Raw genomic sequence first — 13,780 nt, 5'->3', positions numbered from 1 at the left:
CTCGCATTTCAGTCGACCAGCGCCGCGACCAGGTCGGCGACGGCCGCCAGTTCGTCCTCGTTGATGCCGTGGCCCATCCCCTCGTAGAGCCGTGCGGTGACGTCGGCGTTCATGGCCTCGAACACGGCGGCCGTGTCGTGGACCCGCGCTTCGGGAATGTGTGGATCGTCGTCGCTACAGCCGAGGAAGATCGGCGTCCCCTCGAGATCGCCGGGGTACTCGTCGTCGAGTTGCGCGCCGATGAGACCGCCGCTCAGGGCGGCCAGCCCGCCGTAGCGGCGCGGGTTGCGCGCAACGCACTCGCTGGCGAGACAGCCGCCCTGTGAGAAGCCGAGCAACACGACCCGATCGGTCGGAATCCCGGCGTCGGTGGCCGTCCCGATCGCGTCGCCGATGGCCTGCAGGCCCGACGAGCGGCCGGGTTCGTTACGCTCGACCGGTGCCAGAAACGAGTCGGGGTACCAGGTCTGTCGCGCGGCCTGTGGGGCGAGGACCGCGACGCCATCGCGGTGAACCTCGTCGGCTATCCGGAGCATCCCGCGGGCGCTCGCGCCGCGGCCGTGGGTGCACACGAGCGCCGCGTCGGCGTCCGCGAGGTCGGTCCCGCCCGTCACGAGCGGCTGGTTTTGATGCGGCCCATCGACGCGGTCCGCGCTCATTCGACGCCACCGACGCCCGAACTGGCTTCGGGAAGGTCGTATTCGATCAACTCGAGACCCAGCGCTTCGATCGCACCGCGGAGGTGTTCGTCCTTGGCGTACTCGGCACCGTCGTCCTCGCGGAGTTCCTGTGCCGTCGCCAGCACGTCGCCCCGGCGGTCGTCGGGAATCTCGTACTTGTCGGTCGAGAGTTCGATGACGAGACCGTTGTTGTCGGTGGTGTAGATCGAGTGGAAGATGCCCCGATCGAAGACGTTGTACTGGTGGCCGGCGTCCTCCAGCGCCCGCATCGTGTCCTCGTACTCGTCCGGATCGATGCTGAAACAGAGGTGGTGGACGGCACCGGTGGCGCCGCGCTGTCCTCGCTGGTTCGACGGGCGGTCGTCGCTGACGAAAAACGTGAGGATACGACCGTCGCCCGTGTCGAAGAACAGGTGGGTCTGAGAGGGGTCGTCGAGGTTCGGCTGGCGCAACACCAGCGGCATCCCGAGCAGGTCCTGGTAGAACTCGATCGTATCGTCCTCGTTTGACCCCCAGATGGTGATGTGATCGGTTCCGGTGGTGTGGACGGGGCTGTCTGGCAGGTCGGCAGTGACTGGAGTGTTGTGGTCGTCGGACATGGTGATTGAATCGGGTCTCGTATCGGTACCGAAACGGGTTCGATCGGACTACTCCGAGAGGTGGTCGCCGAAGACACGCTCGGCGTCGGCGGGAACGTCGAAGTCGTGGTAGTGCTCCCCGCGCACGCTCGAGAGGATGTTGAGCGCCGCGGCGGCCCCGTCGCCGACGGCGATCGCGGCCTGCCACTCCTCGGCACGGACCATCGCGCCGGTCGCGTAGACGCCCGCGAGGCTGGTCTCCATTTCGATGCCGACATCGACGGTCCCGTCTTCGGCGAAGGCGACGCCGAGGTCGTCGGCGATGTCGCGGTTCGCGCCCGTCGCCAGGACGACGAAGTCGGCCTCGTACTCCCCGTCCTCGGTCTCGACCGCGAAGCCGTCGCCGGCCTCGCTGACCGCGGTCACTTCCTCGCTCTGTCGGCGGTCGGCACCGAAGTCGTCGACCTGCTGGCGGGCCGTCGCCATGAACTCGCTGCCGCCGACCGAGCCGATTCCGAGGTAGTTGAACAGGTGCGCCTTGTGCATCCACGTCTCGTCGGTATCGAACACCGTCGTCTCGAGGCCGTTCTTCGCGGTCAAGAGGGCCGTACTCAAGCCGGCGGGGCCCCCGCCGATGACTATCACTGACGCGTCGTCTTCGGTCGCTTCGTCGCTCATGTATACACAATGGGACCGGAGTCGTATCAATCCAGTAGCTACCCCGGGACAACCTCGTAACACCGGTGTTACCGGTCACGTCGGTCCCCGGCTGCGGCCCGGCCTACCACCTCCCGACCGGGCGTCGGCCCGCTATTGCCCGCCGCCGCGATGTCCGGGTGCGCGGCCGCTGTTTCCCGGCGGGCTACCGCCATGACCCGGTGCATGGCCGCTGTTTCCGGGACCGTTGCCGCGGTGGCCCGGTGCGTGACCGCTGTTGCCGGGTGCCTCGCCGGCCTCGCCCGTCCGGTCCGACGGCTCGTAGGCGTCAAACAGCGGGAAAGAGTGATTGAGCGCCGCCGTCTCGAGGACCGCGGGATCGTCCGCGAGGTTCCGGTCCGCGTCGACGATCCGGTCCGCGTTGAACCGGAGGTCCGTCCCGAGTTCGGCGGCGAGTCGATTCAGGTGTCGCGTGTGATCGGCGTCGGCCGCCGCGCTGCCAAGCAGGACGACCGCGCCGCCCGCGTTCCGATACTCGCGCAACGCGAGGCGGTCGCCGAACGCGAGTTCGTGCGCGGGCGCGGAGAGCAAAACGGCACGCGGCGGCTCCGATTCGTCGGGCAGCGTCCGCTCGAGATCGTTTATCTGGCGGAGCCGTTCGTCGACCCCCTCGAGGTACCGGCAGTAGTACTTGCAGTCCTCGAGGGAGAGCGAGCCCGCGGCGTTGAACTGCCCCTGTCCACCGGCGAGTATCACGTCGCCGTCGGTCTCGGAGAGGTGGTCGATCAGGTTCGTCAGGAACGGGAAGTTGCCGTAGCCGCTCGTGTCCGCACCGAAGCCCTCGCCGGCCTCGTAGCGTTCGTCGATCAGCAGCCCGCCGACGAGTGCGACCCGCCGCCGTTCGTCGACGCCGACCAGCGGCACGTCGCCGTCGTACGCGACGCCATCGTCCTCGAGGTGCTGCTCGGCGCTCGCGGCCGCCGACACGGCGACCCGGTCGTCCCGGACGCGATCGCCGGCCCGGCCCCGAGCGCTGCGAATGCTCCGGGCCGACGGGACGAACAGCTCCTCGACCGGCTCGTTACGAATGGCGGTGCGCGCGTCGACATCGGATGCCGACCAGACGCCCCGGCCCGCCGCGAGGGCGTCCTCCTCGAGCGCAGCGAACTCGTCGTGGGCCGCGAAGCCCGACGAGTAGACGCGGGCGTACCCGTCCGCCACGATCCGACGGTTGTAGTTCACGGCGAACGAGCCGGCGTCGAAGTCGGCCGTGAAGTCGTCGGGATCGTAGTGGAGGTACCCCAGCAGTCGTCCGTAGTTCCCGCGTATCGGCTCCGCCTCGTCGAAGGTAATCTTGACGTGGCGACCCTTGAGGTCGCCCTCGTCGACCGCCGCGCCGTCGGGTGCCAGCCGCTCGAGGGCGAACGCCGCCGCGCGCTCGCCCCAGTCGTGGAGGTGAGCGGTCGCATCGTCGGGAATGCCGGTCCACTCCCTGGGGCTGGCCTCCGTCGGCGGCGTCTCCGCGGTATCGACGCCGACGTTGCGAACGATTTCGCGGTGGCCGTACTCGGTGTCGAACTCGACCTCGACGGTGTCGCCGTCGAACACGCGAGTGACCCGGCCGTAGTACTCCCCGTCGCGATCGAACTCGATCCCGATCCCGGCCCGTGCGTCGGCGTACTCGAACGCGGGCGAGAACTCCGTCGCGACCGGCTCGTAGACCGGGCCGGCGTTCTGGACCTCGTCTTCGACCTGTCCCCCGTTAAAACGGAAGGCGAGGTCGAGTCGCTCGGCGATCTCGTTCAGAATCCCCGTTCGATCGTTCCCGCCGAAGTCCGACTGATCGAACAGGAAAAGCGCGCCCCCGTCCGCGACGAACGACTCGAGGATCGCGAGTTCCGACTCCTCGAACGCCGACTGGGGCGTCGTGATCACGAGTCCGTCGGCGTCCGACACCCCGACCGACCCCGACCAGTCCGCGAAATACGTCTCGTCGACAGCTGCCGTCGTGAACACGTGATCGTCCCAGCCCGACGCGTCGTCGGCAACCTGATCCGCGTTGAATCGGAACCCGAGATCGAGCCGCTCGGCGATCTCATTGAGGGTCCCCGTCTCGTCGTGGCCGCCGTAATCGGACTGGTCGTGGAGCAAGACGGCTCCGCCGTCAGCGACGAACGACTCGAGGGCCGCGAGTTCGGCGTCGGTAAACGCCGCCGCGGGCGTCGTGATCACGACCGCATCGGCATCGGGTGCCGTTGTGTCGTCCGCACCGTCGCTCGCACCCTCGAGAACCGCCCGCAGGTCGTCGGCGGCGGTGACGGTGTAGCCGTCGTTCTCGGCGGCAGCGATGAACGTCTCGAAACGGTCGGTATCGTAGTACTGGTCGTGGCTCTCGTCCCAGTAGACGGTCTCGCCGTCGATCACCGCATCCCAGACGCCCCGGACGAACGTCCGGTTCTCGTCGTGATCGCTGTCGTCCTCGACGAGCGGCGCACCGACCCCGACCACCCGATCGTCGCGGGTGATCAGCGGAATCCGCTCCTCGTCGCCGTATTCGACGGCATCGGACTGGGTCCGATCGCCGTTCGTCGCCGTCGATTCCGCCCACGCCAGGACCTCCAGGTCGTCGTCCGCGGCCAGATGTGTCTCGGTCAGTACGTCGCCGTCGGGTGCGATCTGACTCGCCGTCGAATAGAATTCGAGCGTCGTCCCGTCGGGGTCGAACTCCGCGAGCGCCCGGAGGTCGTAACCGTTGTCGGCGGCGTAGTGCCGGAAGGTTTCGTGCCTCGAGAGGTCCCAATACTGGTCGTGGCTCTCGTCCCACAGCACCGTACTCTCCGGCCCCAGCAGTTGATCCCAGACGTTCAGGACGAACTCCTCGTTGCCGGCAGTGAAGCCGCCACGTTCATCGCTGAGAAAGCTGGCGCTGCCGATCCCCATCACGGTTCCGTCCTGCGTGATCAGCGGGATGCGTGCGTCCTCGTATGAGACGACGTCGGCGTCGTCCGTTCCGTCGTCGGTACTCGTCACGTACGCGTTCTCGGACGCCCACGCGACGACGTGTTCCGCGTCGGTGAGTGGCCCATACGCCGCGCTCACCTGTGACGCCGTCGAGTAAAACGAGAGGGACTCGAGCCCGTCGCCGGACGCCGAGTCAGCGGTCGTGAACGCGTCGGACGATCGGGACAGCGCAAGCGCGCCCGTCGTCGTCCCGAGCAACGAGACGAACGCTCGACGATCGATACCACTCTCACCGATGGCTCGAAACGAGACCATGCTCCCGCTGCGATTCTTTCGTATGTGAGTGTTCCTAATAGTAATATATCGAGGTATGTAGAATTTTCACGAGACGGCACTCGAGTCGGCGCTCCGTGCTCCACCGTGGGCCGTTCGGAGACGCTGAATATTAGCTTCCAGGTGTGAGTAGCAGCGATATGCTGATTCACGGCGGTAGTGCATCATCGAGACTATTGTACGATCCCCACTCGATTATATTCACATTATTAATAAATATATTTTATGAATTAGTATATGGGGTATTCTCTATGAAGAAACTATGTAAAGAAATCGATGTGGAGCTCGAGCAACACTACCAAGAGCTAGTTGACCCAGAACTATGACAAATAATAGCGAATCAGAGGAAGAGTCTGAAGCAGAGTCCATCCCAGAGGGGATGAAAGATACGATTGAGGGACAAAAACAAGCTATCGAGTCGTTCAAAGAAGAGCTTGATTCAGAGGAAGAAGACGAGAGTGAAAATGATGAAAATGATGAGGATGAGACGAACGGCTCCTGTGAAGAGTGATCCTCGCTGACTAGTTCCCCGACTCAATTCAGATTGGCTATTTTTCCCACGAACCAGAGGGCTCTTTCTGTTCCGGACAATGTCTCAACCCAACTGATCCCCTGCTAAGTGCTTCCGCTAATTAGGATTGACAGAATCCTATCGACACCTACGACCAGTCTATGCATTGCTCACGTTTTGTTTCGGACAGTTCGCCTTTCCACCAGCGCGGTGCGCGCTCTGTGTACCGCGCAATTGTCCTGCCCCCTTAGGGGAACCAACCGTAGGAGTACCCGATAACCCCGTTCCCCGAGCCAACTTCTGAAACGGCCATATTTTCGCGCCCCCATCGCTGTATCTGCGATTCTATCGCTCCGTCGAGTCGGTGAAACCGGCCCAAATATTGCCGCCTCTTGCCGTTAATACTCTGGTGAAAGTAATACTTCGGTCGTCGTCACCGAAAACGCGACGGAACCGGTCCGTCACGTGGGCTCCGCAGTGATCGCACGTCGAGTTGTCGACTGACGGCCACGGTGCGACCGTCACGCAGATCACCCCGTGAGTTGAACAACAACAGAAAACGCACGCGGGCGAGGGGGTGCGTTCAACTGTTGAACGGAATCCCCATTCTCAGAATGGCTACCGAATCGGTAATCCGTTGAATCTGAACGGGACAGTCCGTAACACGTACTCCTGGATAGAAGATCTAAACAAACAGTTTTCGGACGGGCACGATGGGATTTGAACCCACGACCGTCGGATTAGAAGTCCGACGCTCTTTCCGGACTGAGCTACGTGCCCTCGAGTCCGACTCCACGACGGAACGGTATAAGCGGTTGGGATTTCCGATCGCGAACGACCACCTGTTCGGAGCCACGGTCGAACGGGAATCAGTGCCCGACGCTGTCCGATGAGTCGCACGAAAAGAAGCCCCATCCCTGAAACGGGATGCCCCGTCGACGCCGTTATCGCCCGCTGTTAGAACTCGACCTCCGAATCGTGGCCGCTCTCGTTTTCCGTGTCCGATTCGGTGTGCTCGTGGTCGCCCGTTTCGGTGTCGGACTCGGTACTGGACTCGTTGCCGTCGGACTCGGTACCCAGTCCATCGTCCTCGGATTCGTTCCCGAGTTCACCGTCACCGGACTCGTTGTCCGTGTTCGCATCGGAATCTGGGCCGTCGGAACCGTCGCTCGTGCCGTCATCGCTCGAGGCCTCGTCACTGGTGTCGCCGTCGTCCATGCAGCCTGCGACTGCAGCGACCAGCCCAGTGCTGACTCCGGTGACGAATCGACGCCTGTGACGATTGGATCGATCATAGTACAGCGTTTGTTCCTGTGGCTGACAGCCAGTTTATATTTCCCACGGCCTGAAGGTCGTGGTATTGCGCCTGTTCAGCGTATAAGCCACCCTGACTCGAGCGGGTTCGGAATCGAACTGTTCGGGAGGTCCGCGTTCCAGCACAGCCCTCGAAACGTCAATCAAGAAAATTGGCCAAGACGCCGGGAAACCGTAGAGCGGACTGGCAGTGACCCTTCCACAGACACCAACGTGGTAAAACGTTCTCCGTTGCCTGGAAGCCACACCGTTCACGGCGCGGAAAATGTCACAAAACCGTTATTTGTTGTACTAACCAAGAGCAAAACGAGATCGTGGAGGAGAAGTACCGCCGCTCCGAGACCGATCGAGACGAGGACTGTCGTCACAGTGGATGACAGCGAGACAAAGGCGTGGAACTGTGTGAGAGTGCTGATTCCAAACCAACTGAGGAGTTGGTACTCCGAAGGCGTGATCCCTACTGCAGATCGGACTGTAACCACCAGAAGTGGAGCGACGATGGCAAGACCACCTACGAGACCGTAGTGTACAGCCATTTCACTAGCTCTTGGTATAGCAGACATAATGAAGAACTTAGTTATATAAATTCACAATTCGATGCTTCGGGAGGGGGATGCGATTTCTGTCCCATTGTACACAGCAATTCTGCTACAATTTTTGTTAAATAGTATGTAGCGCTTTCTACAGTATTCGTAACGAAGTGATCGACAGCTCCGTCGGTCGAGCGTCCTGCCGTAACTACACCTGCGAACGCAACCAATACTGGAGATACAGCGGTGCTCGCTCCGCTAATTATGAGGGTCCGATACCAACGACCGATCCGGAGTCTTCGTACAAACGGTTGACGGAAACAACGGAGAGTGTCCGTCGAATCGAGCCGCCAGTACAATCCACCCCGTGTGGCGAACACAGCGTTTATGCACACCTCGCCGGTACGTTGAGCCAATGCACGTCATCGGAACGGTGGGACTCCCCGGGAGCGGCAAGGGTGAGGCCGCCACCGTCGCACGCGAGGACGGGATCCCGGTGGTGACGATGGGCGACGTCGTCCGCCAGGAGACGGCCGACCGCGGGCTCGACCCCGCGAAGGATCACGGGACGGTCGCGCAGGCGCTGCGCGAGGAGGACGGCCCGGCGGCGATCGCCGAGCGGTCGCTGCCGATGCTCGAGGACCGTCTCGAGCAACACGAGACAGTACTGGTCGACGGAATCCGCTCGGGCGTCGAGGTCGACGTCTTCGAGGACGCGTTCGGCGACGCGTTCACGCTGGTCAGTATCGAGGCCCCCTTCGAGGTTCGCGCCGATCGGATCGACGAACGCGGTCGGGACGCAGGCGAGGGCGACGGCGGCGAGGGACTGGCAGCGCGCGACGAGCGCGAACGCGGCTTCGGGATGGACGAGGCCATGGACCGCGCGGACATCGTCGTCGAGAACACCGACTCGCTCGAGGCGTTCCACGCGGAGATCCGGTCGGTCATCCGGACGGGAACCGACGGACGGAAACGCGCGGAAGCGGAATCGGAACCATGAGCGAGATCTACCGCGTCGACGTCGAGATCACGGCACCGGTCTACGATACCGAGGTCACGAGTCGCGTGCTCGACGCCGTGGCCAACGTCTTCCCCACCGCCGACATCGAGGAGGAGTTCGGCGAGATCAGGGCCGAGGCCCACACGCTCGATCACTTCTCGGAGTTGCTCCACCGCCAGGAGATCCTCGACACCGCTCGCGGCGAGTTCTTCGCCAATCGTGAGGGCAACACCTTCTCGTTTGCGCTCAAAAAGCAGGCGGCCTTCGAGGAGTACGTCAATTTTTCCGTGGGTAAACCGGACGAGCTCGGCGAGATCGCCGTTCGAGTCCGCGTCGAGGAACCCAGCCTCGAGGAGTACGTCGATCACATCGCGCCGCCGACCGAAGACGGGCGGCCGGTCGACGCCTGAGAACCCGACTCGTACCACGACGGTTGCGGCTCCCGAATAGGTCACGGTCGTGACGCGGGCGAGGAACGATATGCATCGCGCACGTAGTGCCGTCAAATGCACGACACGATACCCATCGCGGAGGTCATGCTCGAGGACGTCGTCACCGCTTCACCCGACGCGACGGCGACCGAGGCGGCGACGCTGTTGTGCGACGAGGGCGTCAGTTCGGTGGTCGTCGTCCGGGACGGCGAACCGGTGGGCATCGTTACCGAGGGCGATTTCGTCGCGCACCTCTGTGACCGGACGGACCTCGGTGGACTCGAGCTACGCGAGATCATGTCGACGCCGCTGACGACGATCGAAGCGACCGCCTCGATCGTCGACGCCGTCGAGCTGTGTCGCACCACGGACGTCGAACACCTGCCGGTCGTCTCGAGCGACGAAGACGCGACCGAGCTGGTGGGGATCGTCACGACGATCGAACTCTCCTACTACGTGCCCCAGCTCGTCCGCCGCGCCACGGACACGCGCGAGCAACCGCCCCGGCGGCGGGTGCGGACCGACACCCTCTACGAGCGGGACGACTGGACGTTCGAGTACCGCGGCGCGGACGAGACGACCGTCTCGGTTGGCGACGTCGCCCGGTTCTCGAAGCCGATCTCCGAAGCCGAGGTCGAGGCCTTCGCGGACGTGACGGGCGATACCAACCGGGTACATCTCGACGCGGCCTACGCAGCCGAGACCCGTTTCGGGAAGCGAATCGTCCACGGCGTCCTCGCAACCGGGCTGATCAGCGCGGCCCTCGCCCGGCTCCCGGGACTGACGATCTATCTCTCACAGGAGAGTAGCTTCCGCGCACCGCTCTCGATCGGGGAGGACGCGACCGCCGTTTGCGAGATCGTCGAGGACCTCGGCCGCGCGAAGTACCGGATCGAAACGACCGTGACCGACGGCGACGGAACCGTCGTTCTCGAGGGCAGTGCGGTGGTTCTCGTCGACGACCTCCCGCCGATGGCGACCCGCGAGGACGACGCGACGCCGGCCCAGTAAGGGGTCAGTTCGAACAGTCCCCGACCCGGTCGAGGGCGGCTTCGGCCTCGCTCCGGTGGTCGCTCGCCGCCGGGTCCCGGTCCGCCGCCGCCGTCGCCGCGTCGGCGAACGCCGCCGCCGCGTCCGTCAGATGGCGCGTCTGGCACGTGGCCGTCTCGAAGTAGCCGACGAGTCCGTCGGGCGCGTCCGCCGTTCCGTCCTCGAGGCGGTGATGCGCGTCCGAAACCGTCGATTCGGCGGTCTCGAATTCGTCCCGGGCGGCCTCGTACGCCGCCTCGTCCAGGTGGTCCCGACCGCGGTCGAGCGCGCCGTATCCCGCGTCGCCCAGCGTCGCGTCGTACGCCCCGGCCAGCGTCTCGAGGGGCGTCACGACCTCGTCGAGGGCGGTCGCTCCCTCCTCGAGATCGGTCCGCGGCACGTCGGCCAACTCGTCGAGCCTGTCGGCGTCGATCCCCTGAATCGTCGCGTCCGCCTCGGCCAACCGCTCGGCGGCGGCGGCGATGTCGGCGTGACGGTCGCCGACCGTCGTGCTCGCTTCCTCGATCCCGCGCTCCGTTTCGAGCGCCGTGGTGACGGTATCGACGTCCTCGGAAAGCCCCTCGTCGGTGACGGTCACAGTGACCGTGATCAGCCCCTCGAGAGCGTCGGCGTACGACCGCAGCGTGTCGACATCGGCCGCACGGTCGTCCCCCAGTTCGGCCGCGGCCGTCTCGAGGTGGTCCCGACCGTCGGCGAGCCGAGCCCGCGGTTCCGAGGGATCGAACTCGACCGCGCTGGGGTCCTCGAGATCGTCGAGTTCGTCCAGCGCCAGCGCGGCGGTGTTCAGATCGCCGGCGGCACGGTCGAGCGCGCGAACGCCAGCGCGACTGTCGACACCGCCGTCATCGGCGTCGGTCGTAGCATCGGTCGTGTTGCCGGACCCGCCCAGGTCGTCGAGACAACCCGCAATTCCAGTAAGAAATCCGACACTGGCGCCGGCCGCGCCGGTTCGTGCGAGATACTGTCTGCGGTTCATCCTACTCGAGAATGGGTCTAGAGGTGTATGAACGTACTGGCAGGGAGAACAAAACAGAACTGACAGGTCCGGGAAGAACGAGCGACGAGGTCGGGTGCAGCGGTCGCCGGAGAGCGGTCGGTGGACGGGACCGGTGGCTGCGGCGATCCGCGGGTTATCCGAACGGTCCCATGCCACCCATGCCGCCGCCACCGCCACCGCCGCCCTGTTGCATCTGTTTCATCATGCGCTGCATCTCCTGTTCGGAGCCCATGCCCTGGAACTGCTTCATCGTCCGCTCCATCATCTTGTACTGCTGGAGCAGTTCCCGGACCTGTTCCTCGTCGGTCCCCGACCCGCGGGCGATGCGCTCGATCTGGCTCGCGCCGATCGCCTTGGGGTACTCCTTTTCCGTCTCCGTCATCGAGTCCATGATGACGGTAAAGGTCCGCATTCGCTCCTGGGTGACATCCATCGCGTCGTCGGGGAGTTGGTCTTTGATCCCGCCGCCGAGCCCGGGGATCATGTCCATCACCTGATCGAGCGGCCCCATGTTGTTCATCGCCTCCATCTGCTTTTGCATGTCGTTCAGGGTGAACTGTCCCTGCAACATGTCCTCGGGGTCCCAGTCGTCCTCCTCGATGTCGGTCTCCTCCATCGCCCGCTCGACGCGCTCGGCGAGCTGGCTGAGATCGCCCATGCCGAGCAGCCGCGAGATGAAGCCGTCGGGTTCGAAGCGCTCGATGTCCTGGACCTCCTCGCCGGTCCCGAGGAAGGCGATCGAGGAGTCGGTCTGGTCGACGGCGGTCAGCGCACCGCCACCCTTCGCGGTCCCGTCGAGCTTCGTGATGACGACGCCGTCGATGCCGATCGACTCGTCGAACTGCTGGGCCTGGTCTTTCGCCCCCTGCCCGATCGCGGCGTCGAGGACGAGCAGGGACGTGTCGGGCTCGACGACGCCCTCGATCTGCTCGATCTCGTCGATCAGGTCGTCCTCGAGCGCGTGGCGACCCGCCGTGTCCACGATGTGAACGTCGGCGTCGCTGGTCTCTTCGAGGCCCTTCCGGGCGATCTCGACCGGATCGTCGTTGTCCGGATTGCCGTAGAAGTCGACCTCGGCGCGGCCGGCCATCTCCTCGGCCTGCTGGTAGGCACCGGGCCGGAAGGTGTCGGTCTGGATGACGGCGGGCCGCAGGCCCTTCGTCGAGAACCACCAGGCCATCTTCGCCGCGGACGTGGTCTTCCCCGACCCCTGGAGGCCCGCCAGCAGGATGGTCTGTTCCTCGAGCGGCAGTTCGGTCGAGTCGCCGATGAGGTCGACCAGCTCCTCGTAGACGATCCGGAGGACGAAGTCCCGTGCCGGCGTGCCGGCGGGGGGTTCTTCCTCTAGGGCCCGCTCTTTGATGTTGTCCGACAGTTCCATCACGAGCGAGACGTCGACGTCGGCGGAGAGCAGCGATCGCTGGATCTCCTTGACGATCTCCTCGATATCTTCCTCGCTGAGTCGCGACTTCCCGCGGAGCTTGTCCAAGGTGCCCCGCAGAGAACTCCCGAGATCGTCGAGTACCATTTGCCCACTCTACGGGGCGATGGCGTTAAAGGCTTTTTCTACTGTACACGCCGCGCACGGAACCCGACCGGCGGCCCGGGCCGTCTGGTGCCACGACGGCGATGCCCTCGAGAGCCGACCGATCGACGGCCGGAACCGCTCTACTGTAGAATTCGCTTTCGCTCGTCCGGCGTGAGTTCGACCGGGCCGACGGCGACGGCGGTACAGTGTTCGCACTCGAAGGCCCCGTCGCCGCTGTCGTAGGTGCGGATCGGGGTCCCGAACAGGAAGAAGGCGTCGCGCTGCTTGCGCGTGATGACGGCGTCGGCGGTCTCGCCGCAGTTGGGACACCACTCTTTCCCCGACGCCGGTTCCTGGTAGGTCACCTTGTGACGGCCGAACAGGTGCCCCTCGTATGCCTCCGCTTCGGTCTGCTCGACGAGCGCTTCCGGCGGGAGGGGATCGGACTCGAGGGCGTTGTCGTAGCCGCTCTCGGCCCCCGTCGTCGCCGTGACGTACGGGCCGACGCTGACGCGGTTGTCGCGGCCGACGAAGTAGACCGTCACGTCGACGGCTCGGCCCTCGATGCGGACCTCGTTCCCCCAGCCCGCGACGTAGAGAGTGATATCGTGCCGTGCGTCGGTCACGGTCAGTTCGTTCTTCGCGCCCCTGACGGAGACGCCGTCGCGGGGATCGCGGACATCCCGCGTCTGTCGCCACCCCGAGACCGAGACCTCGTAGTCCTCGGGCGATCGAGTGGGCGCGGCGGCGTCGTCGTGGAACACCTGCTCGGCACCGATCGTCGAGAGCGTCTCGGCCGCCCCGTGTTCGACGAAGACGTCTTCGGCGCCGGTGACGTGGGCGTCGCCGTCGACGCCGTCGACGTAGCCGTCCTCGAGGTCGCCGGTCAACACGGTCCGAGCGTCGGCCGCGTCGGCGGGCTCGTCACCGGTCGCAACGTCCGTGAAGACGTACTCCGGATCGTGGATCGTGAGCCGACCCGAGACGCTCTCGGCGCTCACGTAGACGTCTTCGGCACCGCGGAGTTCGACGGGTGCGGTCTCGCCGCCACCGACGCGAACGTCACCCGAGACCTCCCGCCGCACCGCGTTCTCGTTCCCGGTCATCCTACGCTCGCGGTACTCAGCCCGTTCACTTCAACCGTTCGAAGCGTGGAGAAAGAGAGGATCGATAAAACCTAAAACACTTTGTGATGGAACGTTCACAGGTG

The 13,780-nt window shown here is 64.7% G+C and carries 12 protein-coding genes, 1 tRNA gene and 1 pseudogene; 4 read left to right on the top strand and 10 right to left on the bottom strand.

The window, feature by feature from the left end; genetic code table 11:
• Window positions 1-8 precede the first annotated feature (8 nt).
• The 4 genes from ALTAJ2_RS15920 to ALTAJ2_RS15905 all read right to left on the bottom strand — a co-directional run bounded on the left by ALTAJ2_RS15920 (window position 9) and on the right by ALTAJ2_RS15905 (window position 5,191).
• Window positions 9-659, bottom strand: coding sequence for an alpha/beta hydrolase (locus ALTAJ2_RS15920; protein WP_007110203.1), 651 nt, complete (start codon window positions 657-659; stop codon window positions 9-11).
• A complete protein-coding gene (locus tag ALTAJ2_RS15915; RefSeq protein ID WP_007110202.1) occupies window positions 656-1,279 on the bottom strand; it encodes a VOC family protein in 624 nt (207 codons plus the stop codon). Before ALTAJ2_RS15915 ends, ALTAJ2_RS15920 begins: the two co-directional genes overlap by 4 nt.
• 48 nt (window positions 1,280-1,327) lie before the next feature.
• Window positions 1,328-1,936 (bottom strand): NAD(P)/FAD-dependent oxidoreductase, encoded by a 609-nt coding sequence (locus tag ALTAJ2_RS15910; protein ID WP_007110201.1) that lies wholly within the window; start codon window positions 1,934-1,936, stop codon window positions 1,328-1,330.
• 132 nt (window positions 1,937-2,068) lie between these two features.
• On the bottom strand, window positions 2,069-5,191 hold the full coding sequence (locus ALTAJ2_RS15905; protein WP_007110200.1) for a thermonuclease family protein: 3,123 nt from the start codon (window positions 5,189-5,191) through the stop codon (window positions 2,069-2,071).
• A 340-nt stretch (window positions 5,192-5,531) separates the two neighbouring features.
• On the opposite strand from ALTAJ2_RS15905, the gene ALTAJ2_RS15900 reads away from it, so the two are divergent.
• On the top strand, window positions 5,532-5,720 hold the full coding sequence (locus ALTAJ2_RS15900) for a hypothetical protein (RefSeq protein ID WP_007110199.1): 189 nt from the start codon (window positions 5,532-5,534) through the stop codon (window positions 5,718-5,720).
• Window positions 5,721-6,149: 429 nt separating this feature from the next.
• On the opposite strand, the pseudogene ALTAJ2_RS20495 reads toward ALTAJ2_RS15900, so the two are convergent.
• From ALTAJ2_RS20495 to ALTAJ2_RS15890, 3 genes and pseudogenes are all read right to left on the bottom strand, one after another.
• A pseudogene (locus ALTAJ2_RS20495) lies at window positions 6,150-6,254 on the bottom strand (DUF7563 family protein); the annotation flags it as partial.
• A gap of 171 nt (window positions 6,255-6,425) precedes the next feature.
• Window positions 6,426-6,500: transfer RNA gene (locus tag ALTAJ2_RS15895), tRNA-Arg, on the bottom strand.
• Window positions 6,501-6,677: 177 nt separating this feature from the next.
• Window positions 6,678-6,938, bottom strand: coding sequence for a hypothetical protein (locus ALTAJ2_RS15890; RefSeq protein ID WP_007110198.1), 261 nt, complete (start codon window positions 6,936-6,938; stop codon window positions 6,678-6,680).
• Between the two features lie 1,041 nt (window positions 6,939-7,979).
• On the opposite strand from ALTAJ2_RS15890, the gene ALTAJ2_RS15885 reads away from it, so the two are divergent.
• The 3 genes from ALTAJ2_RS15885 (at window position 7,980) to ALTAJ2_RS15875 (ending at window position 10,006) form a co-directional block, all read left to right on the top strand.
• Window positions 7,980-8,564: an AAA family ATPase gene (locus tag ALTAJ2_RS15885; RefSeq protein WP_007110197.1), complete on the top strand. Its 585-nt coding sequence runs from the start codon at window positions 7,980-7,982 to the stop codon at window positions 8,562-8,564.
• Window positions 8,561-8,974 carry an RNA-binding domain-containing protein gene (locus ALTAJ2_RS15880; protein ID WP_007110196.1) on the top strand — a complete coding sequence of 138 codons (414 nt, stop codon included), beginning with the start codon at window positions 8,561-8,563 and terminating at the stop codon, window positions 8,972-8,974. Before ALTAJ2_RS15885 ends, ALTAJ2_RS15880 begins: the two co-directional genes overlap by 4 nt.
• Before the next feature lie 96 nt (window positions 8,975-9,070).
• On the top strand, window positions 9,071-10,006 hold the full coding sequence (locus tag ALTAJ2_RS15875) for a CBS domain-containing protein (RefSeq protein WP_007110195.1): 936 nt from the start codon (window positions 9,071-9,073) through the stop codon (window positions 10,004-10,006).
• Window positions 10,007-10,010: 4 nt separating this feature from the next.
• Here the strand turns inward: ALTAJ2_RS15875 and ALTAJ2_RS15870 are convergent, their stop codons facing one another.
• The 3 genes from ALTAJ2_RS15870 to ALTAJ2_RS15860 all read right to left on the bottom strand — a co-directional run bounded on the left by ALTAJ2_RS15870 (window position 10,011) and on the right by ALTAJ2_RS15860 (window position 13,676).
• Window positions 10,011-11,021, bottom strand: coding sequence for a hypothetical protein (locus ALTAJ2_RS15870; protein ID WP_007110194.1), 1,011 nt, complete (start codon window positions 11,019-11,021; stop codon window positions 10,011-10,013).
• A gap of 154 nt (window positions 11,022-11,175) precedes the next feature.
• Window positions 11,176-12,570 (bottom strand): signal recognition particle protein Srp54, encoded by a 1,395-nt coding sequence (locus tag ALTAJ2_RS15865; RefSeq protein ID WP_007110193.1) that lies wholly within the window; start codon window positions 12,568-12,570, stop codon window positions 11,176-11,178.
• Window positions 12,571-12,710: 140 nt separating this feature from the next.
• Window positions 12,711-13,676 carry a hypothetical protein gene (locus ALTAJ2_RS15860; protein ID WP_007110192.1) on the bottom strand — a complete coding sequence of 322 codons (966 nt, stop codon included), beginning with the start codon at window positions 13,674-13,676 and terminating at the stop codon, window positions 12,711-12,713.
• Window positions 13,677-13,780 lie beyond the last annotated feature (104 nt).

Origin of the sequence: Natrinema altunense (assembly GCF_000731985.1) — an archaeon.
Lineage (GTDB): Archaea > Halobacteriota > Halobacteria > Halobacteriales > Natrialbaceae > Natrinema > Natrinema altunense.
This window is presented reverse-complemented; position numbering and strand designations above follow the sequence as displayed.